This is a genomic window from Mesorhizobium comanense (assembly GCF_005503535.1).
GTDB lineage: Bacteria > Pseudomonadota > Alphaproteobacteria > Rhizobiales > Rhizobiaceae > Mesorhizobium > Mesorhizobium comanense.
Window position 1 is genome coordinate 101,219 of the sequence record NZ_SCNN01000002.1, and the last position, 24,965, is coordinate 126,183.

The window sequence follows — 24,965 nt, forward strand, 5'->3', positions numbered from 1 at the left end:
GACATGACCGATCCCCGCCACAACATCCGCGAAGTCCGCGCCCCGCGCGGCGACAAGCTCAACGCCCGCTACTGGACCACGGAAGCGCCGCTGCGCATGCTGATGAACAATCTCGACCCCGAGGTTGCCGAGAACCCGAACGAGTTGGTCGTCTATGGCGGCATCGGCCGGGCCGCGCGCACCTGGAACGACTTCGATCGTATCGTCTCCTCGCTGAAGACGCTTGGCGAGGACGAAACGCTGCTGGTGCAGTCGGGCAAGCCCGTCGGCGTCTTCAAGACCCACTCCAACGCGCCGCGCGTGCTGATCGCCAATTCCAACCTCGTGCCGCATTGGGCGACCTGGGAGAAGTTCAACGAGCTCGATAAGAAGGGCTTGATGATGTACGGCCAGATGACGGCCGGCTCGTGGATCTATATCGGCACGCAAGGCATCGTGCAGGGCACCTACGAAACGTTCGTCGAGGCCGGCCGCCAGCATTACAACGGCAACCTCAAGGGCAAGTGGATCCTGACCGGCGGCCTCGGCGGTATGGGCGGCGCCCAGCCGCTGGCGGCCGTCATGGCCGGCGCCTGCTGCCTGGCCATCGAGTGCAATCCGGACTCGATCGATTTCCGGCTCCGCACCCGCTATGTGGACGAGAAGGCCGAGACCCTCGACGAGGCGATGGAGATGATCGAGCGCTGGACCAAGGCCGGCGAGGCGAAGTCGGTTGGCCTGCTTGGCAATGCCGCGGAAATCGTGCCGGAGATGTTCAGGCGCGGCATCCGTCCCGATATGGTCACCGACCAGACCTCGGCGCACGACCCGATCAACGGCTACCTGCCCAAGGGCTGGACGATGGCGCAATGGCGCGAGAAGCGCGTCAGCGACCCGAAGGCCGTCGAGAAGGCGGCGCGCGCTTCGATGCGCGAGCATGTCGAGGCCATGGTTGCCTTCTGGAACGCCGGCGTGCCGACGCTCGATTACGGCAATAACATCCGCCAGGTCGCCAAGGACGAAGGTTTCGAGAATGCCTTTGCCTTCCCCGGTTTCGTGCCGGCCTATATCCGTCCGCTGTTCTGCCGTGGCATAGGCCCGTTCCGCTGGGCGGCACTCTCCGGCGACCCCGAGGATATCTACAAGACCGACGCCAAGGTGCGCGAACTCACCCCCGGCAACACGCATCTGCACAACTGGCTCGACATGGCGCGCAAGCGCATCTCCTTCCAGGGCCTGCCGGCGCGCATCTGCTGGGTCGGCCTCGGCGACCGTCACCGGCTGGGCCTCGCCTTCAACGAGATGGTTGCCAAGGGCGAGCTCAAGGCGCCCGTCGTCATTGGCCGCGACCATCTCGATTCCGGCTCCGTTGCCTCGCCAAACCGCGAGACCGAAGCGATGAAGGACGGCACGGACGCCGTGTCGGACTGGCCGCTGCTCAACGCGCTGCTCAACACCGCGTCGGGCGCCACCTGGGTGTCGTTGCACCATGGCGGCGGGGTCGGCATGGGTTTCTCGCAGCATGCCGGCATGGTCATCGTTGCCGACGGCACGCCGGAAGCGGCCAAGCGCCTGGAGCGCGTGCTGTGGAACGATCCGGCGACAGGTGTGATGCGCCATGCCGATGCCGGCTACGACATCGCCATCCAATGCGCCAAGGAACACCAGCTCAACCTGCCTGGCATATTGGGCTGAACCATGCGCATTCTTCGTGCCGCCGACTACCGCGTCATGCCGTGGAAGAACGGCGGCGGCACGACGACCGAGATCATCGTCTCACCCGAGGGCTCCGGGCTGGACGATTTCGAGTGGCGCGTCTCGATGGCGCGCGTCGAGGGCAGCGGGCCATTTTCCAGCTTTGCCGGCATCGATCGCACGCTGTCGGTGCTGCAAGGCGAGGGGATCGTGCTTGATGTTGCCGGCCGTCCGCCGGCGCGCCTGACGGCTTCGTCGCCGCCTTTTTCCTTTCCAGCCGATCTGCCCACCAGCGCCGCGCTTGTCGCCGGCCCGATCACTGACCTCAACGTCATGACCCGCCGTGGCCGCATGCTGCATTCGGTCGAGCGTCTGACGATCTCGGCGCCGGCTGAAATCGAGGGCCATGCCGGTCCGACCCTTATCCTTTGTCACGATGGCGAGGCGATTTTCCCGGACTCCGGACCGATCCGCCTCGGGCCGCTCGACACGCTGCTCCTTGAGCGGAATGCCCGGACTTTGCGGGTCGAACCGGCGCCGAGCGCAACCCTGTTCGTCATCCGGATGACCGCCGAGGCCTGACGCTTTCGCGCCAACGGTTACCGCCTGTTTCCAAACATGATCGCGACGCCGGCGAAATATAGCGTAAGCTCCTGCCGGCATCACGAAAAAGCCCGAATCCTCTCCGTCGATCGATCTTGACGAGAGCGAGGGGCGCTCGTCTTTGAGTTTGGTCGAAAGATGACGCCCTGTCGTGGTGCGGAAACAAACTTTCGGCATAGGGGTTTATGCAACCAATTGCATTTGAACCGGTTTTAGGGCCATTGCCCGTGGCGGTGACGCCGCGACCCGCCCGCATACGGAATTTTCAATGAACATTCAGACGAACCCAGCCCAGATCGAGAAGACAAGCGCGAACTTCCCGGCCATCACGGAAGAGCCGATCAGGTCGACTTTCCTGCCGGAGGAGCGTCTCCGGCTGCTTGGCGAAAGTCTCGCCAAAGGCGATCTCGACGACCTGTTCGGCCTGGTACCGTTCGATTTCCAGGCCCGTATCCGCGACAGCGCCAAGAAGATCCTCGAAGTCTACCGCTCCACCAATGCGGCGCAGGCCAAGGGGGAAACGATTACGCCGGCGGCGCAGTGGCTGCTCGATAACAATTACCTGGTCGAGGAGACCATCTTCCAGGTCAAGCGCGACCTGCCGCGCCGTTTCTATCGCCAGTTGCCGACACTGAAATTGCCCGATGGCGGCACGGTGCCGCGCGCGCTGGCGCTCGCCTGGACCTATGTGGCGCATTCGGACAGCTCCGTCTCGGCGACGATGTTCAAGGCCATCGTCCAGGGGTTTCAGTCCGTCGAGCCGCTGAAGATCGGCGAACTCTGGGCGCTGCCGTCACTGTTGCGCTTTGTCCTGATTGAAAATCTTCGCCGGCTTGCCGTCAGGGTCAACCGCACCCGGCAGATGCGCCAGATCGCCAACGATGTGGCCGACAAGGTGCTTGCGACCGACGACAATCCGGACCGCCAGGCGATCCTTGCCAATTTCGGTGCGCATGCACAGGACACCACCTTCGCAACCCAGCTGCTCTATCGCTTGCGCGATGGATCGCAGAATGCCGGCAAGGCGCTGGAATGGCTGGAAGGCGAGCTCGAAAAGACCGGCTCCGATGCCGAGGAGATCATCATCTCCGAGCATCAGACACTGTCCAGCGGCAATGTCACCACCGGCAATATCATCCGCGGCCTGCGCCTCATCAACGACGTCGACTGGACGGTCTGGTTCGAAGGCGTCAGCCGCATCGACACGGTGCTGCGTGAACGCACCGATTTCGCCGCGCTCGATTTCTTCTCGCGCGATCAGTATCGCACCGCGATCGAGGAACTGGCCCGCCGCTCGAATCTCTCCGAATATCGTGTCGCCGAAAAGGCGATCGAACTGGCCGGCCAGGCCGCCAGCGAGCGCGCCGCGAGCGAAAAGGCATCGGCTGGCGACGGTGCCGAATCCGGGCCGGCGCCATCGGCGCACACCGATGTCGGCTTCTTCCTCGTCGGTCCGCGCCGGCTGGAGCTGGAAAAGGCCATCGGCTATCGGCCGACGGTCAGCCAGACCGTAAAGCGAGCCTTCACCAAGACGGGATGGCTGGGCATCGTCCTGCCGGTCTTCGCGCTGACGGCGTTGCTGCTCGTGCTTTCGGGCAACGCCTTGGCCCATCTCGGCCTCTCGGTGCCGTCGATCGTCCTGATGCTGGCGCTGTTCGCCGTACCGGCGAGCGAAGGCGCGCTGGCCTTTTTCAACACCGTGGTCTCGCTGTTTCTCAAGCCCACCAGGCTGATCGGCTATGACTACAGGCACGGCGTGCCGCCCGAGGCGCGCACGCTGGTCGTGGTGCCCTCGCTTATCGGCTCGCGTGACGATGTCGAGGAAAACATCCGCAACATCGAAGTGCATTACCTGGCCAATCTGGCAGACGAGATCCATTTCGCGCTTCTGTCGGACTGGCCCGACAGCAAGACCGAGATCGACGCCGCGGACACCGAAATCCTCGACTACGCCCGCGCCGAGATCGCCCGCCTCAACGCCCGCTACCCCTCGGAGGGCGCGCCGCGCTTCTACATCCTGCATCGCCGCCGGCTCTACAATGCCGCGCAGGGCTGCTGGATGGGCTGGGAGCGCAAGCGCGGCAAGCTGCATGAGCTCGACCTCCTGCTGCGCGGCGACAGCGACACCACCTTCCTGCCCCTCAGCGTGCCGCTGCCGGACAAAGTCGTCCATGTGATGACGCTCGATGCCGACACCCGCACCACCCGCGATGCGGTGGCGACCCTGGTCGGCAAGCTTTGCCACCCACTCAACCGGCCGCATTTCGATCCGGTCAAGCGCGTCGTCACGGCGGGCTATACCATCCTGCAGCCGCGCATCACGGCTTCGCTGACCAGTGGCGACGAGGCCTCGTTCTTCCAGCGCGTGTTCTCGGCCAATCGTGGCCTCGATCCCTATGTCTTCGCCGTTTCGGATCTCTACCAGGATGTGTTCAGCGACGGCTCCTTCACCGGCAAGGGCCTCTATCATGTCGATGCCTTCGAGGCCGCCTTGCAAGGGCGCATCGAGGAAAACACAATTCTCAGCCACGACCTGCTCGAGGGCGCGCTGGCGCGCGCGGCGCTCGTCACCGATGTCGAACTGGTCGAGGATTATCCGACCCGCTACTCGGTCGATGCTTCGCGCCATCATCGCTGGGCGCGGGGCGACTGGCAGCTCCTGGGCTACATCCTCGATCCGCGCTCCGGCGTTCCGGCCCTGTCGCGCTGGAAGATGGTCGACAATCTGCGCCGTTCGCTGACCCCGATCTTCTGGGTGATGGCGGCGATCGCCGGCTGGACCTTGCTGCCCTTCACCCAGGCCGCGCAATGGCAGGCGCTGCTCATCCTCAGCCTGTTCATGGCGCCGACCTTCGATGTCGTCAACGCCATCCTCCCCAAGAGCGGGGACCAGACGCCGCGCGGCCATTTCTCGGCGCTCGCGCGCGACGTCGCCTTCGGCACCGCCATGGTGGCAATCAAGATCGTGCTAATGGCGCACAATGCCTGGATGATGGGCGATGCCATCGTGCGCACGCTCTATCGCTTGTTCGTGAGCCGCCAGAACCTCCTGGAGTGGCGTACCGCCTCGCAGGCACACAAGGCGGGCGACAACGATGTCGGCTCCTACTACGGCATGATGTATGGCGCCGTGATCGTCGGCTTCGTCGGCCTTGCCATTCCGGTGCTGGCCGATTCCACCGGCGCCTTCGTCGCTTTCTTCTTCGCCCTGTTCTGGATCGGCTCGCCGGCGATCGCCAGCTGGATCAGCCGCTCGGCCGAAACCGAGGATCGGCTGCGCATTTCGCAGGCCGACATCCATGCGCTGCGCACCGTGGCACGCCGCACCTGGCATTATTTCGAAAGCTTCGTCACGGAAGAGCATCACAATCTGCCGCCGGACAATTTCCAGGAAAGCCCGGCTCCCGTGGTGGCGGCGCGCACCTCGCCGACCAATGTCGGCGTCTATCTTCTGTCGGTCGTCTCGGCGCGCGATTTCGGCTGGATCAGCCTTTCCGATGCCATCACCCGTATCGACGCCACCATGACGACCATAGAAAGCATGCCGCGCCATCGCGGCCACCTTTTCAACTGGTACGATACGACAACGCTGAAGCCGCTCTATCCGCTTTACATTTCGGCGGTCGACAGCGGCAATCTCGCCGGCCATCTGGTGGCCGTCGCGGCTTCCTGTGCCGAATGGGCTGAAGCGCCTTCCGTTCACCTGCAGGGCGATTTCGAGGGCATTCTCGACACGGTGACCATCCTCAGCGAAAGCCTGGATGACCTTCCTGATGACCGCCGTCAGTTGCGGCCGTTGCGCCAGCGCCTCGTCGACCGTCTCGACGGCATGCGGCGCGCGGTCGAAACGATCAAGGCACAGCCGGAAATGGCCTCGATCCGCACGATCAATCTCGCGGTGCTGGCGGGCGAAATCCGCAAGCTCGCAACCGCCATCCATACCGAGGCGGCGTCGGCACAGAGCGACGTCATTGTCGACTGGGCGGCAAGGCTTGAAGCCACTTGCGAAGCCCATGTCCAGGACGCCCATAGCGATGAAAACGCCGTCGAGGCGTTGCGAGCAAAACTGCTCACCTTGCGCGAGCGCACGCGCCGTTTCGCCTTCGAGATGGAGTTCGCCTTCCTGATGCGGCCCGAGCGCAAGCTGCTGTCGATCGGCTACCGCGTCGAGGAACACCAGCTTGACGAAAGCTGCTACGATCTTCTCGCCTCCGAGGCGCGGCTGACCAGCCTGTTCGCCATCGCCAAGGGCGACCTGCCGACCGAACACTGGTTCCGCCTCGGCCGTCCGATCGTCGAGATCGGCTTCCAGGGCGCGCTGATGTCTTGGTCCGGCTCGATGTTCGAGTACCTGATGCCGCCGCTGGTGATGAAGGAACCCCAGGGCTCGATCCTCAACCAGACCAGCAAGCTGATCATCAAGCGCCAGATCCAGTATGGCCGTCAGAAGAACGTGCCGTGGGGCATCTCGGAAGCCGCCTACAACGCCCGCGACCGGGAATTGACCTATCAGTACACCAATTTCGGCGTGCCTGGTCTCGGCCTGAAGCGCGGCCTTGGCCAGAACACGGTGATTGCACCCTATGCCACCATCCTGGCGGCGCAGTTCAACCCGCGCGAAGCGGTCCAGAACCTGGCCCGGCTGCGCGAGGTCGGCGCGCTTGGCCCGCACGGCTATTACGATGCCGTCGATTTCACGCCGCAGCGCGTGCCGGAAGGCACCAACCACGCGGTCGTGCTGAATTACTATGCCCACCATTCGGGCATGTCGATCGCCGCGGTCGCCGACGCCATCTTCGAAGGCCGCTTGCGTGACCGCTTCCACAGCGATCCGGTCATCGAATCGGCGGAACTTCTGCTGCAGGAGAGGGCGCCGCGAGACATCCCGACGGCGACGGTGCGCACCGAGGCCGACGAGCGCGCCAAGGACGAAACCGAAGTCGAGAGCCCCGACACACGCATCGTGCTCGATCCCCTGCGGGCGCTGCGTTCGACCAATGTGATGTCGAATGGCCGTTATTCGGTGATGGTGACGGCAACCGGCTCCGGCTACAGCCGTTGGGGCGACCTGTCCATCACCCGCTGGCAGCCGGATCCGACCGAGGACCGACTGGGCTCTTACATCTTCCTGCGTGACGTCAGCACGGGCGACTGGTGGTCGGCAACGGCGGAGCCAAGGCGCGCGGCCGAGGAGAAGGTGCAGACCCTGTTCTCCGACGACAAGGCAAGCTTCGTCAAATCGGTCGGCACGTTGCGCTCCGAGGTCGAATGCATCGTCGTTTCCGAGGGCAATGGCGAAGGCCGCCGCATCACGCTCTACAATGAAAGCACATCCGATCGTCACATCGAGGTGACCTCCTTTGCCGAGCTGGTGCTGGGCACGGACGCTTCCGACAACGCCCATCCGGCCTTCTCGAAGATGTTCGTGGAGACCGAAATCGCCGCCAACAACGGCGCCATCTTCGCCACCCGCCGCAAGCGCGACACCAGCGAGCCGGATATCACCCTGGCGCATTTCGTCACCGATCCGTCCGGCCCGGCGCGCGATGCCGAGGCCGAGACCGACAGGCGTGCCTTCATCGGCCGCGGGCGCACGATCGTCGATGCAGCCGCCTTCGATCCGGGCGCGAGGCTCGGCGGCCATTCCGGCTTCACGCTCGATCCGATCGCCTCGCTGCGCCGCCAGGTGCGCGTGCCCGCCAACAAGAAGATCTCGCTGACCTTCTGGACCGTGGTCGGGGCCAACCGCACAGAGCTGGAAGATGCCATAAACCGGCTCGACCATCAGGAGAGCTTTGCCCGCCAGGCGATGCTTGCCTGGACCCGCAGCCAGGTGCAGACCCGCCATATGGGTTTGAGCCTGACCGATGCCGCCAATGTCCAGAAGCTGGCGCGCTATCTTATCTATCCCGACCCGTTCCTGCGCCTCCCGGCGGAATCCATCGCCTCGGGGTTGGGCAAGCAGTCGAGCCTCTGGCCGACCAGCATTTCGGGCGATTTCCCGATCTTCCTGGTCAGGATCGGCGACGTCGCCGATCTGGAGATCGTCGCCCAGGCATTGCGCTTCCAGGAATACATGCGCACCCGCGGCATGATGATCGACTTCGTCGTCGTCAACGAGCAGGCCTCGTCCTACGTCCAGGACCTGCAGCGCGCGGTGGAAACTCTCTGCGAAAACAGCCGCTTGCGCGGCAAGGAACTCGGACCTCGCCAGCACATTTTCGCGGTGCGCCGCGACCTGATGGAAGAGACCACCTACAAGACGCTGCTCGCGGTCGCTCGGGTTGTGCTGCATACGCGCAACGGCACCATCTTCGACCAGATCGAACGGGCTGAAGCGGCCGCTCTCCAGGCGCGCGACGGCTTGCAGCCGGCCGGATTGCCCGGTCCTCGCGAAACACATGTGCCGGCGCCCCTGGCGCACGCGTTTGCCTCGCCGGCGGTCGCGGATGCCAGCGCCGATGGCTCGGGCCTCAGTCAGTGGAACGGCTTTGGCGGCTTCGACGGCGATGGCCGGCACTATGTCGTGCGGCTGGCAGGCCGGCGCACAACACCGCAGCCCTGGATCAATGTCGTCTCCAACGCCTCGTTCGGCTTCCACACCTCCGCCGAAGGCGCCGCCTTCACCTGGAGCCGCAACAGTCGCGATTACCAGTTGACGCCCTGGTCGAACGACCCGGTCTCGAACCGTCCGGGCGAGGGGATCTATATCTATGACCAGGCCAGCGGCAAGGCGTTCTCGCCGCTCGCCGCGGTGGTACGCGATCCTTCGATGACCTACGAGGCCTGGCATGGCCAGGGGTTCTCGACGTTCCGCTCGAAGCGCGGGCCGCTGTCGATGGACCTGACCCATGTCGTCGATCCCGCCGACCCGGTGAAGATCAGCCGGTTGCGTATCCAGAATTCAGGCTCGGTACCGGCTCGACTGCGCATTTATGCCTATGCCGAATGGGTGCTTGGCGGCCATCGCTCGCGCACGGCGGCAACCATCGTGCCGTCCCGCGACGGCGGCACCGGCGCGCTGCTGGCGCAAAATCCCTATGGGCTCGATTTCAGCGAGCGGGTGGCCTTCCTCGCCGCCGATGCCGACGTTCACTCGGTGACGACGGACCGATCGGAATTCCTCGGCCGGCACGGTTCCAGCGAACTGCCGCAGTCGGTGTTGAGTGGTGCGGCGCTGTCGGGCCGCATAGAGGCGGGGGACGACCCCTGCGCGGCGATCGCCCGCGATGTCGAGATTCCGGCCGGCGGCGACGTCACGCTGCTGTGGCTGCTCGGCGATGCCGACTCTTCCGAGCAGGCCAGCGCGCTGGTGCAGAAGCACCGGGGCAAGGATTTCGACCAGCGCCTGGCAGACAACGAGCGCGAATGGCGCGGCTTCCTCGACACCATCCAGGTCGAGACGCCGGACACGGCGCTCAATGCCATGGTCAACCACTGGCTGCCCTATCAGAGCCTCGCCTGCCGCATCCGGGCTCGCTCTGCCTTCTATCAGGCCAGCGGAGCCTTCGGCTTCCGCGATCAGCTGCAGGATACGCTGGCATTGCTGGCGCACGATCCGTCGCTGGCGCGCGACCAGATACTCAACGCCGCCCGGCGACAGTTTCCGGAGGGCGACGTCCAGCATTGGTGGCTGCCGCGTACCGGGGCCGGTGTGCGCACCATGATTTCCGACGATGTTGTCTGGCTCGCCCACGCCACCGCGCGCTATCTCACGGTGACCGGCGACGCCGCGATCCTCAAGGAGCAACTGCCCTTCATCGACGGGCAGGCGCTGGGCGAGGGCGAGCATGATGCCTTCTTCACCCCGGAGGTCTCGAAGAAGACGGTCTCGCTCTACGACCACTGCGCACGCGCGCTCGACCTCGCTATCAAGCGCAGCAGCCCCGCCGGCCTGCCGCTGATCCTCGGCGGCGACTGGAACGACGGCATGAACCGCGTCGGCGAGCACGGCAAGGGCGAAAGCGTTTGGCTGGGCTGGTTCCTGCTGAAGACTCTTGGTGACTTCGCCGCCGTCGCCAAAAGCGAGGGCGACACCAAGCGCGCACAGGCTTGGGCAAAGCATGCCGATGCCCTGAAGCGGGCGCTTGAGAGCACGGCATGGGACGGCGAGTGGTATCGCCGCGGCAGCTTCGACGACGGCACGCCTCTGGGATCACGCACCTCGCAGGAGTGCAAGATCGACTCCATCGCCCAGTCCTGGAGCGTGCTTTCGGGGGAGGGCGATCCGGCGCGGTCGACGACCGCGATGCAGCAGGCGACAAAGCTGCTGGTCGACGATCAGCTGAAGATCGTCAAGCTGTTCACGCCGCCCTTCTCTAAGACGGACAAGGACCCCGGTTACATCAAGAGCTATCCGCCGGGCGTGCGCGAGAATGGCGGCCAGTACACCCATGCGGCCACCTGGTTCGTCATCGCGCTGGCCGAGATGGGGCTGACCGACGAAGCCTATCGCTGCTTCTCGATGCTCAATCCGGTCAACCATGCGTTCGACGAGGTCTCGACCGAGCACTACCGCGTCGAACCGTATGTTGTCGCGGCCGACATCTATGCCGGAGACGACAAGGGCGGGCGCGGCGGCTGGACCTGGTACACCGGTTCGGCCGGATGGCTCTACCGCGCCGCGGTGGAGGGCATTCTCGGCATCGAGCGGCGCGGCAAGCTGATCACGTTCCGGCCCAGGCTGCCCAGTCATTGGGATGGCTACGAGGCCTCGCTCAAGATGCTCGGCGCCGAGATCAAGGTTCATGTCGTTCGCGACAAGAAGGCCAAGACCATCTCGCTTGAAGTCGACGGTTCGAAGACAAAATCCGCTTCCTTCGAGCCCAAAGCTGGCGCCCAGGTCGATATCGTGGTCAAGATACCCGCGTAAAATCAATAGTTTGGCTTGGTTTTCGCGCGTCCTCCGGGGCGCGCGAAGCCGTGCACCGTTACTTGCGGGCAATCCGCGGCGACGTTCTCAAACCGTCTGCGGATGGGCTCCCGGGCAGCCGCTTGTGCTTAAAAATGTGGCAGTGCCCGCCTGCTGCCATGATTTCGCCGCAAGGCTGGCATTTCACCTTTTATCTCAAACCGTTAGGTGATCACGTCAGATTTCGTATCGTCGTCATCTTTTGTTCGCTAAATGGGAACGGAAGGGATAGACGGGCATTGTTTTGCGACGCATCAACCGTTACGTGTCGAGAAATGGTGCAGTGCACAATATTGGTATTGGGCACAATATAGAGTTGGCGGAGTAGCTGAAGTGTCACTTCTGCAGATCTATTGGAGAGCGCTGGGCTATCTGGCCGCCGACAAGAAGCGCGTGGCGCTGATTTGTGCGGCCAACGTCGCCCTTGCCGCCATCGCCATCGTCGAGCCGATCCTGTTCGGCCGGGTGATTGACGCCATTTCCACCAATGGGTCGGTTTTCTCGACGCTTGCACTCTGGGCCGGTCTCGGCGCCTTCAATGTGATCGCTTTCGTTCTGGTGGCGCGCGGCGCCGACCGCTTCGCACATGCCCGGCGTAGCGAAGTGCTTTGCGAGTCCTTCGAACGCGTGATCACCATGCCGCTCGCGTGGCATCATCAGCGCGGCACGTCGAACGCCCTTCACACGCTTTTGCGTGCCGTCGAGACGCTGTTCAGCCTTTGGCTCGAATTCATGCGCCAGCATCTGTCAACGGCTGTCGCACTCGTCCTGCTGGTTCCGACCGCGCTCAGCATGGATGTGCGCATGTCGATGGTGCTGCTTGCGCTCGGTGTACTCTATGTCGGCGTCGGCCGCCTGGTGATGAAGCGCACCAAGGAAGGTCAGGCAGCCGTCGAGCGTCACTATCACAAGGTCTTCGCGCATGTGACGGACTCGGTCAGCAACGTCGCTGTCCTCCAGAGCTACAACCGTCTTGGCCACGAGGCCGAGACGCTGCGCAGCTATGTGAAGAACCTGCTGGATGCCCAGAACCCCGTGCTCGACTGGTGGGCCATCGCCAACGCGCTGAACCGCCTGTCTTCGACGATCTCGATGATGGTGGTGCTGCTGATCGGCGCCTATCTCGTCACGCATGGCCAGTTGCGGGTCGGCGATGTCATCGCCTTCACCGGCTTTGCCACGCTGCTGATCTCGCGGCTCGACCAGATGTCGGCTTTCGCCAACCAGATATCGGAGGCCCGCGCCAAGCTCGAGGAGTTCTACAAGCTCGAGGATTCGGCCGCCGATGCCGCCGAACCGGATGGCCTGCGCGAACTCACCAATGTCACCGGCCATGTCCGTTTCGAGGATGTGAGCTTCGAGTTCGCCAATTCGGGGCAGGGCGTCAGCGACGTATCCTTCGAGGTCCAGGCCGGCCAGACCGTCGCCATCGTCGGCCCGACAGGTGCGGGCAAGACCACGCTCATCAACCTCTTGCAACGCGTCTTCTCGCCATCCAGCGGGCGGATCCTGATCGACGGCATCGACACCCGCACGGTGACCCGCAAGTCGCTGCGCCATTCGATCGCCACCGTGTTCCAGGATGCTGGCCTTCTCAACCGATCGATCGAGGACAACATTCGCGTCGGCCGCGCCGATGCGAGCAATGACGAGGTCCATGCGGCCGCTGCTGCCGCCGCCGCGCAGGACTTCATCCTGGCCAAGAGCAATGGCTACGACACCGTGGTCGGCGAGCGCGGCGGCCAGCTTTCGGGCGGCGAGCGCCAGCGTATCGCCATTGCGCGCGCCGTGTTGAAGGATGCGCCGATCCTGGTTCTCGACGAGGCGACCAGCGCCCTCGACGTCGAGACCGAGGACCGCGTCAAGGAAGCGATCGACGAACTCAGGCGCGACCGCACCACCTTCATCATCGCTCACCGCCTGACGACGGTCCGTGACGCCGATCTGGTCGTGTTCATGGACAAGGGCAGGGTGGTCGAGATGGGTGGCTTTGCCGAGCTGTCGCTGCGCAATGGCCGGTTCGCCAGCCTGCTGCGCGCCGGCGGCCTGCTCAACGACGAGGAAGTCCGCCGCCTCAGCCGTTCGGTGAACGAAGCCGCCTGATTGTATGGCGTCCTCCTTCTCCAGGATCGAGAAGGAGGATCGTCCCACTCCTTCGATTGCCGAAGATACGCCGCCGGTCTATGTAAGGCCGCATGAGCGACACGACTTCACGCCTGACCGGCTGGGCCGACCTTGCCAACCCGACGCGGTTCGTCGCGCTGGCCGACAGGCTCGTGCCATGGCTGGCGTCTCTCGCGGCGCTCGTCCTTGCGGCTGGGCTCTATATGAGCTTCACCGCACCCGAGGACTTCCAGCAGGGCATTACGGTCCGCATCATGTACATCCACGTGCCTTTCGCCTGGCTCGCCATGATGTGCTACACGCTGATGGCTCTCTCGGCCCTTGGCACGCTGGTATGGCGCCATCCGCTGGCCGATGTCGCGCTGAAGTCCGCGGCGCCCATCGGTGCGGTCTTCACCGCGCTGGCGCTGATCACCGGCTCCATCTGGGGCAAGCCGATGTGGGGCACCTGGTGGGTATGGGATGCGCGGCTGACCTCGGTCTTCGTGCTGTTCCTGATGTATCTCGGCATCATCGCGCTCACCCGCGCGCTCGACGATGCCGGTCGCGCCGCCTGGGCCGCAGCCATCATCACGCTGGTAGGCTTCATCAATATCCCGATCATCAAATTCTCGGTCGACTGGTGGAACACGCTGCACCAGCCCGCCTCGGTGTTCCGCATGGACGGCCCGACCATCGACCCCAGCCTGCTATGGCCGCTGCTGGTAATGGCCATCGGCTTCACGGTGTTGTTCTTCGCCCTTCACCTGATGGCGATGCGCACCGAAATCCGCCGCCGGCGGATCATCGCGATGCGGCGGGTGGCGGCGCGCCAGGCCGAAAGGCCGGCCTGAGGCTCAGCCCATCAGTCCCCGCGCGGCCACCGGCATCGTTTCCAGGATCGTCTCGCCGTCGATCAGGGTGACCTCGTTGAAGAGGTTCGTCACCACGCAGCAATGGTCGGGCACCACACGCACGCGCTCGCCGATGCGCAGGCCTGCGTTGTCCGAAAGCGTGACCGTGCCATGCTCCTCGCTGAGGCCCGTGACCAGCGCCCCGGGAACGCCGAGCAGTTCACCGAAATCCTTCAGTCCGAGCGTATCCGAGGACAGCGCCTTGCTGCCGCTATCCAGAATGGCGCGGTTTGGCGTGGGATGACTGACCACCGTCGCCAGCACCGTCAGCGCGCAATCGTCCAAGGTGCCGACGCCTTTGGCGACCTGATAGCGGTCGAGATAGATGTAGGTGCCGGGCCGATATTCGGTGACGACGGATGTGTCGGCGGAACGCCACATGTCGGGCGTACCGCCGCTGGAGACACGGTCGCAGGCGAGCCCCGATGCGGCCAGCGCCCGCTTGGCGCCAGCGAGCCAGGCCTCGGCTTCCGCCGCGCGCCCAGCCGCGGGATAAGTCATCAGCCCGCCGAAGGAGAGGCCGCCTGCCTTGTCGATCACCTTTGCCAGCGCCACCGCCTCGTCGGCGCTCTGCACGCCGCAACGGCCCATCCCGGTGTCGCATTCGACCAGCACCGACAAGGGATGGCCGGTATCGGTGAAGGTCGCTGCCAGCCCTTCCAGCGTGTCCCTGCTGTCGGCCGTCACCGACAGGGTGACGCGGCCGTGCAGAGCCTTCAGCCGCTCGAGCTTGGCGCGGCCAAGGATGTTGTAGGGAAGAAAAATATCGGCCAGCCCGGCGTCCGCCATCACTTCGGCCTCGCCGATCTTCTGGCAGGTGATGCCGACCGCTCCCGCCGCCACCTGCTTCTTTGCCCAATACGGCAGTTTGTGTGTCTTGATGTGCGGCCTGAGCTTCAGCCCGTTCCGGTCGGCATGAGCCTGCGCGCGGGCAATGTTGGCTTCGGCGCGGGCGGCGTCGATCAGGATCGACGGCGTATCGAGGTCGTGGATCTTCGGCATCGGCTGTCCCTGTGAAAAGTCGCTGGCGTTATGAGCCTCAAAGCCGGCGATGTCACGTGGCCAGCGGACCCGACCTGTGGGCCATGAGCGAGGCCGCAAGGGCAGGTCTGACCGGCGGTATGCATCGACACAGAACCCGCGTTCGGCTATGCGGATTTACCGGACAAATCGATACGAGGGTCACGATCATGAAACGCTCCGCCATCAACGAGATTATCCGCGAAGCCGATGCTTTCATCCGCTCTTTCGGCTACATCATGCCGCCCTTCGCCTATTGGTCGCCAGAAGAGATGAAGGCGCGCCAGGTCGATTCCTCCGCCATCCACACCTCACGCCTCGGCTGGGACATTACCGATTACGGCCAGGAGAAGTTCAAGGAGCTTGGCCTCTTCCTGTTCACCGTTCGCAACGGCCGCTACGAGGACATGAAGAAGGGCATGGGCATGCTCTACGCCGAGAAGATCATGATCTCGCGCAAGGACCAGCTGTCGCCGATGCATCGCCACAACATCAAGGCCGAGGACATCATCAACCGCGGCGGCGGCAAGCTGGTGCTGGAACTTTTCATGCATGACCGCGACGGCGGCATCGACCCGAAGGCCGAAGTGTCGGTGCCGGTCGACGGCACCATCCACAGGCTGCCGGCGGGCGGACTGCTGAAGCTCGATCCAGGCCAGAGCGTCACGCTGTTGCCCGGCGTCTGGCATGCCTTCTGGGCCGAGGGCAAGGATGTGCTGATCGGCGAAGTCTCGACCGTCAACGACGACCTCACCGACAATGTCTTCCGCGAGCCGATCGGACGCTTCTCCAACATCGAGGAGGATGTTGCCCCGCTGCACCTGCTGGTGGCCGACTACGAGAAGTGGCTGGCCTAGCTCGCCCGATCTAGGCGCGCTGACCGCCGCCGGCCGTAGCCAGCGTCGCTGTCAGTGACAGCAGCTTGCCGTTGGCTGCACGCTCGTCCTGCACAGGCAGGACGAGCTGATCGGCACATCCGTTCTGGCGAGCGCTGCTGCAAGCCTCGTTTTCAGTGATGGCAACTCTTCGCTTTCGCCGCGCTGCCTCAGACATTCCACCAACCCGTGCAGCGCCCAGACATTGTCCGGATGCTGCGCGCATCGCTGCACCTTGCCGCTGAGGCCCAGATCGTCGCGATAGACCTGCTCGGCCTCCTCGGCGTGGCCCTGGTCGAGAAGCAGCGCCGCCAGCGCATGGCGCGGCGGGTGCATCCACGCCCACGGCTCGGTGTAGGACAGATTGTCGTCAAGCTCCACCGCTTGCCTGAGATGGGCGTAGGCCTCGTCATGCCTGCCCTGATGGTAAGCAAGCTCGCCGTCCAGAAGAGCGGCGCCGACAGCCAGCGAGGCACGGGCCGGATTGCTGAGAAAGCGCCGTTCGGCCGGAATGTCTTCCAGGTGCCGGTGGAATTCTTCGCGTTCACGCTCGGCTTCTGAAAACTGCCTCAACGCCGCATGCGCGACGCCCTTGGCGTAGTGCTGCATGACCGCCGTCAGCACATAGAGGCCTGGTTCAGCGACCGCCGGCTCGTCGATGATCTCCTGCCAGCGGCCGAAGCGCACCTGCACATGCGATCTCATCGCATGATAGCCTTCCACGGTCTGCGTGAGCTTTGGCCTATCCGGGATGGCGACGACATCGCGCGTGACCAGGCCGCGTACCTTGTCTGCGGCCCGCAGCGCCGGCCCGTACTGGCCTGACAACATGCAGGTGAACATCATCAGATGCAGGTCGTGGCAGCAGCCGAGCAGGTAGTAGGTCGGCTCGTCGGCATAGGCGAGATAGAGGTCGTTGGCGCGCACCGCCTTCTCGCTGGCGAGTTTGGCCTTCTCATAGTCGCCGCACAGCACATAGATGTGCCCGGGCATATGGTTCATGTGCCCGGCATCGGGGCACATCCGCCCAAGCAATTCCGCCGAGCGCAGGCCCCGTTCCGGCTGGGTCGACATCTCAAGCAGATGGATGTGCAGATGCAGGATCGCCGGATGCTGGGTGACGCCGGTTTCGTCGGCCAGCCGGATCGAGCGTTCGCAGACGTCGAGCGCCTCGACGACGTCTGAATTCGGCGCCGGCTCACCGGTCTTGAGGTTCCACAACCGCCGCACCGTGCGCATCATCAGCGCCTCGACCAGCAGCGCCATCACGTCATGGTCGCCAGGAAAGCTCTGGTACACCGACCGCATCGCGGCCGCGTAGGCGTCGTCCCACTGTTCGAATTCCTGTGGGCTCACCCGATGCGGCTTCTGGAACCGCCGGGCCAGCGCCTCGATCAATTGCCTTTCGACCGCGCTGGCGCCGGCCGCATTGGCGCGCGCCAGCCCCACATGCTCGAAACACCGCCTGGCCGCGCTGTCGGCCTCGGCCGCGCCATGCTCCTTCCAGGTCAGATTGTAGAAAGGCCCGGCGGCGTAGGCGATGCCCCAATGCACCATGGGGCAATCAGGGTCGGTCTCCAGCGCCTTCTCCAAGCACTTGATGCCTTCCTCATGGTTGAAGCCGTAGCACCAGTTGAGCCCGATATCGAACCAGCGCTGGGTCTCGGTGGAGCGGGTGGAGATGGGGCGGCGGTAGCTGCCGAGATTGAAGCGGTCCATGTCTTCAGACGTTTCTTTTGATCGACTTCTCCGGTGCGATCGTCTTTTTCGGAGTGGATGTCGTTGGGGTCACGGCGGCTCAGCGTCGAATCGGAATTGTGGAATAATGGGTCGAAACATCATAGCCGGATCGGCTCAGGAACATTTTCAGTGCTATGTCTGAAGCTTGCGCATAAGGCGTCGGACCGACAATAACGCTCGTGATCGGCAGTCTTTCACCGGGGTTTGATCGGCGCCAAATATAATAGGGAACAACTCCGAGATTTGAAGGACGGAATTCTGGAGCGATATCCTTTGAATTGGCTGGAATATTGCAAGCTAGTCGCCATTCTTTTTCGGCAGCAAACGCAGGGTTTTTAAAATGGTTTATTAGAAGTGACACTTCGGCAGCGGCTACTGCAAAGTGAGTCTCATTTTGTTGCGGGTCGTCAAGGCCAGTGGCTTTTGCAATTTCATATATTTTACTAAAAAGATTTCGCGTTAGGTCGAGTTGTTTTTCTGGATCGTAGATCAGAGGATAGAGGGCAGGGTAAAAATTAAACGCATCTTTTTCGATCAGCTTAGCAGTGTCCATTTCCACGCTGTAGGCAGTGACGTCTTTGCCGTAGTCTCTCCACTGGTTTAGAAGGTTTCCTTCATCGCTCATGCAAAATATCGTCTGTCGGTAGATATTTTTTTGATCTACGACGACCTGGTAGAGTTGGTTAGCTGCTTCCACCTCCGCAGCTGGCTTTCCGTCCATAAATTCGTTTATCACCGATCTGAATATCATCAGCCCATACATAACCTCGGAGCCATCGTTCATGAATGAGCTGTCCGAAAACCAGAGACAGTGGTTTTTAACTATCCCGAGTAGGCCAACCGACGAAGTATAATGATAAAGCCGGACGGGCATTTTAAGGGATTTTCGGTGGGGCTCGAGTATCGCAATTGCCTGACCACCAAAGGGTGATGAAAAAATTTGCGCGTCTTGACGTTTCGAGGCCGCGCTATTTGCCGCCTTCGCCTTCTTTAGCAAAGAATTTGCAAGTCTCCTCACTACTATACCCTGTCTCCGATCAAAATATTCACCGTTTATAATAGTGGTCTGAGAGGATGGCCCAACAGTGCGATTGGCGCAGGTTGCTGATCATCAGACGTTTGCATGCCAAAATCTTGCGAATCGGGTTGTGCTCTAAATCGCGTGGGCAACTAGGATATCGGGCCGCCCTCATCTTGCCACCCAGCCAGTTCCGGCAGGTCGTCAAGCCAGCTTCTCTCGCTCATCAAAGCATCGCCGGCCTGCGGTGCGGCCTTGGTAGCGTTTTGAATGAGCCAGTCCATCCACTTCCGGTAGGCAGTCGGATCCATCTGGGGCGGCAGCACCTTGGCCTTGAGCAGCATCCGCTTGCGGAAACTGGTTTGGCGGCGGAGTTTGGTTGTCGTGAACTTGATGACCTTGCCCTGGTAGTCAACCGTCCAGCGGTCGCCGCCAAGACTGACAAGACCGCTGATGGCGAAGCCGGCATCGACCGGCCTGTCGCGCCAGGGAAGCTCGAACGCGCTCTTCCTCAGATCGAGCGCCCATCGCCTGTAGTCGGCCCCGGTGCGCTGCGGCGGCAACACGCCAGCCTGTTCGAGTATCTTCCTGCGGAAGGTAGGCTGCTTCTTGAGCTGGCCGGTCGTGAACTCGATGCGATGCCCACGGAATTCGATGTGCCACCGGATTCGCCCATTGCCGAAATACTTCACCAGCCTGTCGATGGCGAACTCGTCGTCGGAGAGCGCCACGGAGCCTTGGCGGATACTTTCGAGGATGAACTGGCTGTCGGTGGGCATGACGAAGCCTTTGCGGGGATCTGCGAGCATAGCAACGCAAAGTGAAGCTAAACCACCCACCAAACCATTATTCTTGTTGTAGAATTTTTGGCTGGGGAACCTGGATTCGAACCAGGACTAACGGAGTCAGAGTCCGTGGGTCTACCGTTAACCTATTCCCCAGCAGGCGTGGTCATGAACCGCGCGGGCCGAGCGGGCTGGCCGCTGTGAGCGCTGCCTTGTAGCCGCCAGTGGAAAATAGTCAAGCCTGCTTTGCGGTTCAATCGCAACGTTTTGTCGGCTGGTCTCGCGGCCCGCTCAGTAGCGGGCCGCGTGCCGGGCGCGGAAGCCCGCGCCTCAACCCTGCTTGCGGCTGAACTGCGAGCGTTCGAAGAACAGCACGACGCCGAGGCCGAGAATCAGCGGAATGATGAGGTAGAACAGCCGGAACACCAGCAGCGCGGCCAGCACGCCCACGGGAGCCATGTCGGAAAGCCCGGCCAGGAACACCACTTCGAACACGCCAAGCCCGCCCGGCGCGTGCGAGATCTGCGCCACCGAAAAGGAGACGAGGAAGACGCCGAGCACGACAAAGTAGCCGGGATTGTTCGCCTCGGGCAGGGCAAAGAAGATGATCGCCGCCGCCGCCAGCAATTCGATCGGGCCGATCAGCAGCTGCCGCGCCACGATCGGCAACGCCGGGTAGTGGATCTGGAAGCTGGCGATCTTGAGCGGGCGCAGGTGCAGCCAGCTGCCGAACGCATAGGCCGCCACGATGATCAGCATCGCGATACCGGCGGCCTCCGACAGCCCATGATGGGCAATGCCTGAAAAGCGGTCGATGATTTCCGGCTCGAACACCAGGACCAGCCCTGCTGCCAGGATGGTCGACAGCACGAAGGTGATCCAGCAGATCGCCACCAGCACGCCGACATCCTGGCCGGTCAGGCCCCTGGTCCCGTAGGCGCGGTAGCGGATGACGGCTCCGGAAAACACCGAGCCGCCGATATTGTGCGACAGCGCATAGGTGGTGAAGGAGCAGAGCGTCACGAACAGCCAAGACACCCGCTTGCCGATATGCAGGAGCGCGATGTGGTCGTAGCCGGCGAGTGCGGCATAGGCGACGACGGAACTCAGCGCCGCAAGGATCCAGCCGCGCGTCGGAATGGCGGCCAGCCCGTCCCAGACGTCGTCAAGCGAAATGCCACGCAATTCGTGCCAGAGCAGGAGCAGTGAGAAGATCACCGCGGCGATGCCGACGACCGGCCAGAAATAGCGTCTCCAGTTCATTGCCTGACTGCCATGCGTTCGTGCCCGTTTCCTTTTCTGTCGAGAGGCCTGGTGCCCCGGATTCCCCAATTCATTTCAGGAATGCCTCATCGAAGCCGGCTATTCAACCGCGAACACTTGTCGCGCCCGGCGCCGACGCGGGTTTACCGGGGCAGGCCTGGTTCAAAAATCGCCCCCAGGCGATGATCAAACCGGTTTCGGAGCGACAATGTCCACGATACTGCGCCTAACAACCCAGCCTTGCCGATACATTACGTGGACTATGCGCCTCGCCGGCCCAGCCGGCAAAATTCGCATGCGGCACTCTTGGTGATCGGGCGCGGCGCTGTTAGTCTTGCCCCAACTTAAAACACTGAAGCGCCTGCTGCGTCCTTTATCGGTTCGCGCGGCGCTGGAAGGAACGACAGTGGAAGACCGCGACACCGGCGCCGGCGCGCCGGAGGTAGGCGCGTCCAGCGCTTCCCCAGGCCCTTCGGGCCAGGGGAACTGGCAGCAACGCCGCCCGCCGGAGCAACGCTCCGCCAATGGACAGGCGGCCGACGCGCCCCAGAAGGGCAAACCCAAGAAACGGCGCAAGCGAAGGCGCGGGCGCAAGGTTTTTGCGCGCGATGAGGCGCGTCCGGAGGGTGATCGGTCTGCGGCCCCGGGCAAAACCGCCGGCCCGGCAACGGATCCGAAGCAGACGCCGGCCCCCGCCGCTGCCCCGGCATCGCGCCCGGAACAGGCCACGCGGCGCCCGCCGGCGCACGAGCTTCCGGTGTTTGCGGCGCTCGACCTTGGCACCAACAATTGCCGGCTGCTCGTCGCCGTGCCGACGCGTCACGGGCAGTTCCGGGTCATCGACGCCTTCTCGCGCATCGTGCGGCTCGGCGAGGGCCTCACCGCCAGTGGCCGCCTCGGCCAGCCGGCGATGGACAGGGCGGTAGAGGCGCTGAAGGTTTGCGGCGACAAATTGCGCGGTCGCAAGATCAGGAAGGCGAGGCTGATCGCCACCGAGGCGTGCCGCTCGGCGGCGAACGGCGTCGAATTCCTCGAACGCGTCGAACGCGAGGCAGGCCTCAAGCTCGAAATCATCGACCGCCAGACCGAGGCTCGTCTGGCGGTTTCCGGCTGCGGCTCGCTGGTCGAGCGCGACACGCAGGGCGTGGTCCTGTTCGACATCGGCGGCGGCTCCTCCGAGATCGCTCTGATCGACCTTAGCGGACGCCGCTCGCCACGGCTCGCCAACCACATCGTCTCATGGACGTCGCTGCCGGTCGGCGTCGTCTCGCTGGCCGAACGCTTCGGGGGCCGCACCGTAACGCGTGAAATCTTCGATGCCATGGTCGACGATGTCGCCGGCCGGCTGGCCACTTTCGATGGCCGCGACCGGCTGAGCCACCTCAAGGCCAGCCCCAACTTCCATCTGCTGGGCACTTCGGGCACGGTGACGACGCTGGCCGGTGTTCATCTCGATCTCGACCGCTACGACCGCCGCCGCGTCGACGGCCTTTGGATGGATCGCGACAGTGTCGACCGCATGGTGGAAAGACTGGTCGGCTGGGATTTCCAGCAGCGCTGCGCCAATCCCTGCATCGGTGCCGACCGCGCCGATCTGGTGCTGGCCGGCTGCGCTATCCTCGAAGCGATCCGAGCCGTCTGGCCGTCGGAGCGGTTGCGCGTCGCCGACCGGGGGCTGCGCGAAGGCATCTTGAGTGAACTGATGGCCGACGACGGTGTTTGGCGCAATGATGGGCGCGGCAGGGGATGACCACGCTCGAAAAAGAAAACAGGCAATGACCAAGAAACCGGAAAAGCCAGGCTCCGCCGGCATTCGCGTGCTGAAGACCCGCATCAAGAAGAAAAGCGGGCTCAAGGAATCCTCGCGCCGCTGGCTGCAGCGCCATATCAACGATCCCTATGTCCAGAGGTCGAAGGCGGACGGCTACCGCTCGCGCGCGGCCTACAAGCTGATCGAGATCGACGACAAGCATCATCTCCTGAAGCCGGGCATGAAGGTGATCGACCTCGGCGCCGCTCCCGGCGGCTGGTGCCAGGTCGCGGCCGCGCGCACGAAATCGACGGCTGAGAATCCGCATGTCGTCGGCATCGATTATCTCGAGATGGATGCGGTGCCCGGCGCGCCGGTGCTGTTGATGGATTTCCTCGACGAGGATGCGCCGCAAAAACTGTCCGAAGCCCTGGGTGGCGCCCCCGATATCGTGCTGTCGGACATGGCCGCGCCGACCACCGGCCACAAGCGCACCGACCACATCCGCACCATGCATCTGTGCGAGGTGGCGGCCGATTTCGCCGTGTCCGTTCTGAAGCCCGGCGGCCATTTCCTGGCCAAGACCTTTCAGGGGGGCGCCGAGAACGAACTGCTCTCGATGCTGAAGAAGAACTTTCGCTCCGTCCACCACGTCAAGCCGCCGGCTTCGCGGGATGAGTCGGTGGAGCTCTATCTGCTGGCGAAGGACTTCAAAGGGCGCGAGGCGGGGAGCGAATAGCGCCGCTTTGCCTTCTCGCGAGAAGGGAAAGGCGCCTCATCGCTTCATTCTCCCGGCGATCTGGCGGGTTCCAGTGTCTTGGGCGTCGTCAGCCGGCCATGGCCGGACACGGCATTGCCGGCATCGGGCGCCAGCCGCATGAACGACACCGACGCCGCCGCCGACACCGCCGCCACGATGAAGAAGGCGATGTGGAAGTCGGCCAGCCGCAGCGGCCCGCCATGGATCGATGTCGAGACTTCCAGGATGCCGCCGGCCAGCGCCACGCCGAGCGCGATCGAGAGTTGCTGGAAGACCGCAGTTATGGGCGTGGCCTTGCTGGTGTCCTCGGCGGAAACCTCGGCGTAGGAGAGCGCGTTCACACCGGTGAAGAACATGGAGCGGATGAAGCCGCCGACCAGCAGGATGGCAAGCATCAGCACATAGGGGGTATCGGGAGTGAACAGCCCGTAGATGGCGATCGACGCAGCCGCAACCAGCGAGCCGATGATCAGCACCCTGCGGAAGCCGGCCAGCCGGAAAATCAGCGCCGTGACGAATTTCATGCCGATCGCACCCACCGCCGAGACGAAGGTGATCATGCCGGACTGGAAGGGCGTGAGGCCGAAACCGATCTGGAACATCAGCGGCAGCAGAAACGGCACCGCGCCGATGCCGATGCGAAACAGCGAGCCGCCGAGGACCGAAGAGCGGAACACCTGGTTGCGGAACAGCTCGAGCGCCAGGAGGGGATTTTTGGCGCGGCGCGCATGCATGAGGTAAAGCGCGCCCGACACCAGGCCGACAGCCACGGTGATGAAGCCGGTCGCCGGCGGCAGGTAGGGCAGGCTGACAACCGACAGGCCGAAGACGACGCCGGATGCCGCCAGCCCGCTCAGGACGAAGCCGACGAAATCGAGCGGCGGCGTCTCCATCGATTCGGTTTCGGGCAGGAAGCGGGTCGCCAGCCAGATGCCGATCAGGCCGATCGGCACGTTGATCAGGAAGATCCAGTGCCAGGTGAAGTAGGTGGTGATGAACCCGCCGATCGGCGGCCCGACCAGCGGGCCGACCAGCGCCGGAACCGTCAGCCAGGACATGGCGGCGACCAGGTCGCTCTTGGGCGTCGCCCGCACCAGCACCAGGCGTCCGACCGGCGTCATCATGGCGCCGCCAATGCCTTGCAGGAAGCGTGAAACCACAAAGGCCGGCAGCGAGCCGGAGAAGGCGCAGGCCACCGAACCGACGATGAATACCGCGATCGCGGCGCGAAAGACGTTCTTGGCGCCGAAGCGGTCCGCCATCCAGCCGCTGATCGGAATGAAGATGGCCAGCGACACCAGATAGGCGGTCAGCGCCAGCTTCAGCGCGATCGGGCTGGTCTGGATATCGACGGCGATCGCCGGCAGCGATGTCGCGATGACGGTCGAATCCATGTTTTCCATGAAAAGAGCGACCGCCAGTATGAGCGGAATGATGCGGTTCAACGAACGCGTCCGAACTGGTCAAAAACTGCGTGCCGATTGGGGCAAGCCGATACAACCGGGCGGTTATCATGCCTTGTGCCGGATGTCGCATTAATTTGCTGTCA

General features: G+C 63.6%; 14 protein-coding genes and 1 tRNA gene. 8 read left to right on the forward strand and 7 right to left on the reverse strand.

Translation table 11 applies throughout. The annotated features are described in order from the left end of the window. The first annotated feature begins 3 nt into the window (after window positions 1-3). The 5 genes from hutU to FFS37_RS04890 all read left to right on the forward strand — a co-directional run bounded on the left by hutU (window position 4) and on the right by FFS37_RS04890 (window position 14,145). The gene (gene hutU / locus FFS37_RS04870) at window positions 4-1,674 is read left to right on the forward strand and encodes a urocanate hydratase (protein ID WP_137929818.1); all 1,671 of its coding nucleotides are present in this window, start codon (window positions 4-6) and stop codon (window positions 1,672-1,674) included. Window positions 1,675-1,677: 3 nt separating this feature from the next. Further along, window positions 1,678-2,256 (forward strand): HutD/Ves family protein, encoded by a 579-nt coding sequence (locus tag FFS37_RS04875; protein ID WP_137929819.1) that lies wholly within the window; start codon window positions 1,678-1,680, stop codon window positions 2,254-2,256. A gap of 289 nt (window positions 2,257-2,545) precedes the next feature. Further along, window positions 2,546-11,149, forward strand: coding sequence for a GH36-type glycosyl hydrolase domain-containing protein (locus FFS37_RS04880; protein ID WP_137929820.1), 8,604 nt, complete (start codon window positions 2,546-2,548; stop codon window positions 11,147-11,149). A gap of 372 nt (window positions 11,150-11,521) precedes the next feature. Next, the gene (locus FFS37_RS04885; protein ID WP_137929821.1) at window positions 11,522-13,291 is read left to right on the forward strand and encodes a glucan ABC transporter ATP-binding protein/ permease; all 1,770 of its coding nucleotides are present in this window, start codon (window positions 11,522-11,524) and stop codon (window positions 13,289-13,291) included. Between the two features lie 92 nt (window positions 13,292-13,383). Beyond that, entirely contained in the window at window positions 13,384-14,145 is a 762-nt protein-coding gene (locus FFS37_RS04890; RefSeq protein ID WP_137929822.1) for a heme ABC transporter permease, read from the forward strand. A gap of 3 nt (window positions 14,146-14,148) precedes the next feature. Here the strand turns inward: FFS37_RS04890 and FFS37_RS04895 are convergent, their stop codons facing one another. Beyond that, window positions 14,149-15,207: a D-TA family PLP-dependent enzyme gene (locus FFS37_RS04895; protein WP_137929823.1), complete on the reverse strand. Its 1,059-nt coding sequence runs from the start codon at window positions 15,205-15,207 to the stop codon at window positions 14,149-14,151. Between the two features lie 188 nt (window positions 15,208-15,395). On the opposite strand from FFS37_RS04895, the gene FFS37_RS04900 reads away from it, so the two are divergent. Next, window positions 15,396-16,082, forward strand: a complete 687-nt coding sequence (locus FFS37_RS04900) for a D-lyxose/D-mannose family sugar isomerase (protein WP_137929824.1) — start codon at window positions 15,396-15,398, stop codon at window positions 16,080-16,082. A gap of 51 nt (window positions 16,083-16,133) precedes the next feature. Here FFS37_RS04900 and FFS37_RS04905 read toward each other — a convergent pair whose 3' ends face one another. The 5 genes from FFS37_RS04905 to FFS37_RS04925 all read right to left on the reverse strand — a co-directional run bounded on the left by FFS37_RS04905 (window position 16,134) and on the right by FFS37_RS04925 (window position 20,906). Further along, window positions 16,134-17,819: a tetratricopeptide repeat protein gene (locus FFS37_RS04905; protein ID WP_137929825.1), complete on the reverse strand. Its 1,686-nt coding sequence runs from the start codon at window positions 17,817-17,819 to the stop codon at window positions 16,134-16,136. Between the two features lie 79 nt (window positions 17,820-17,898). Beyond that, window positions 17,899-18,624 carry a DUF2971 domain-containing protein gene (locus tag FFS37_RS04910; protein ID WP_171026174.1) on the reverse strand — a complete coding sequence of 242 codons (726 nt, stop codon included), beginning with the start codon at window positions 18,622-18,624 and terminating at the stop codon, window positions 17,899-17,901. Window positions 18,625-19,010: 386 nt separating this feature from the next. Then, window positions 19,011-19,637, reverse strand: a complete 627-nt coding sequence (locus tag FFS37_RS04915; RefSeq protein WP_137929827.1) for a hypothetical protein — start codon at window positions 19,635-19,637, stop codon at window positions 19,011-19,013. An 88-nt stretch (window positions 19,638-19,725) separates the two neighbouring features. Further along, a tRNA-Gln gene (locus FFS37_RS04920) sits at window positions 19,726-19,799 on the reverse strand. A 174-nt stretch (window positions 19,800-19,973) separates the two neighbouring features. Continuing rightward, the gene (locus FFS37_RS04925) at window positions 19,974-20,906 is read right to left on the reverse strand and encodes a lysylphosphatidylglycerol synthase domain-containing protein (RefSeq protein ID WP_137929828.1); all 933 of its coding nucleotides are present in this window, start codon (window positions 20,904-20,906) and stop codon (window positions 19,974-19,976) included. A gap of 325 nt (window positions 20,907-21,231) precedes the next feature. On the opposite strand from FFS37_RS04925, the gene FFS37_RS04930 reads away from it, so the two are divergent. After that, entirely contained in the window at window positions 21,232-22,656 is a 1,425-nt protein-coding gene (locus FFS37_RS04930; protein ID WP_408631428.1) for a Ppx/GppA phosphatase family protein, read from the forward strand. Between the two features lie 25 nt (window positions 22,657-22,681). Continuing rightward, entirely contained in the window at window positions 22,682-23,395 is a 714-nt protein-coding gene (locus tag FFS37_RS04935; RefSeq protein ID WP_137929830.1) for an RlmE family RNA methyltransferase, read from the forward strand. A 44-nt stretch (window positions 23,396-23,439) separates the two neighbouring features. Here FFS37_RS04935 and FFS37_RS04940 read toward each other — a convergent pair whose 3' ends face one another. Beyond that, window positions 23,440-24,861, reverse strand: a complete 1,422-nt coding sequence (locus FFS37_RS04940; protein ID WP_137929831.1) for an MFS transporter — start codon at window positions 24,859-24,861, stop codon at window positions 23,440-23,442. Window positions 24,862-24,965: the final 104 nt, after the last annotated feature.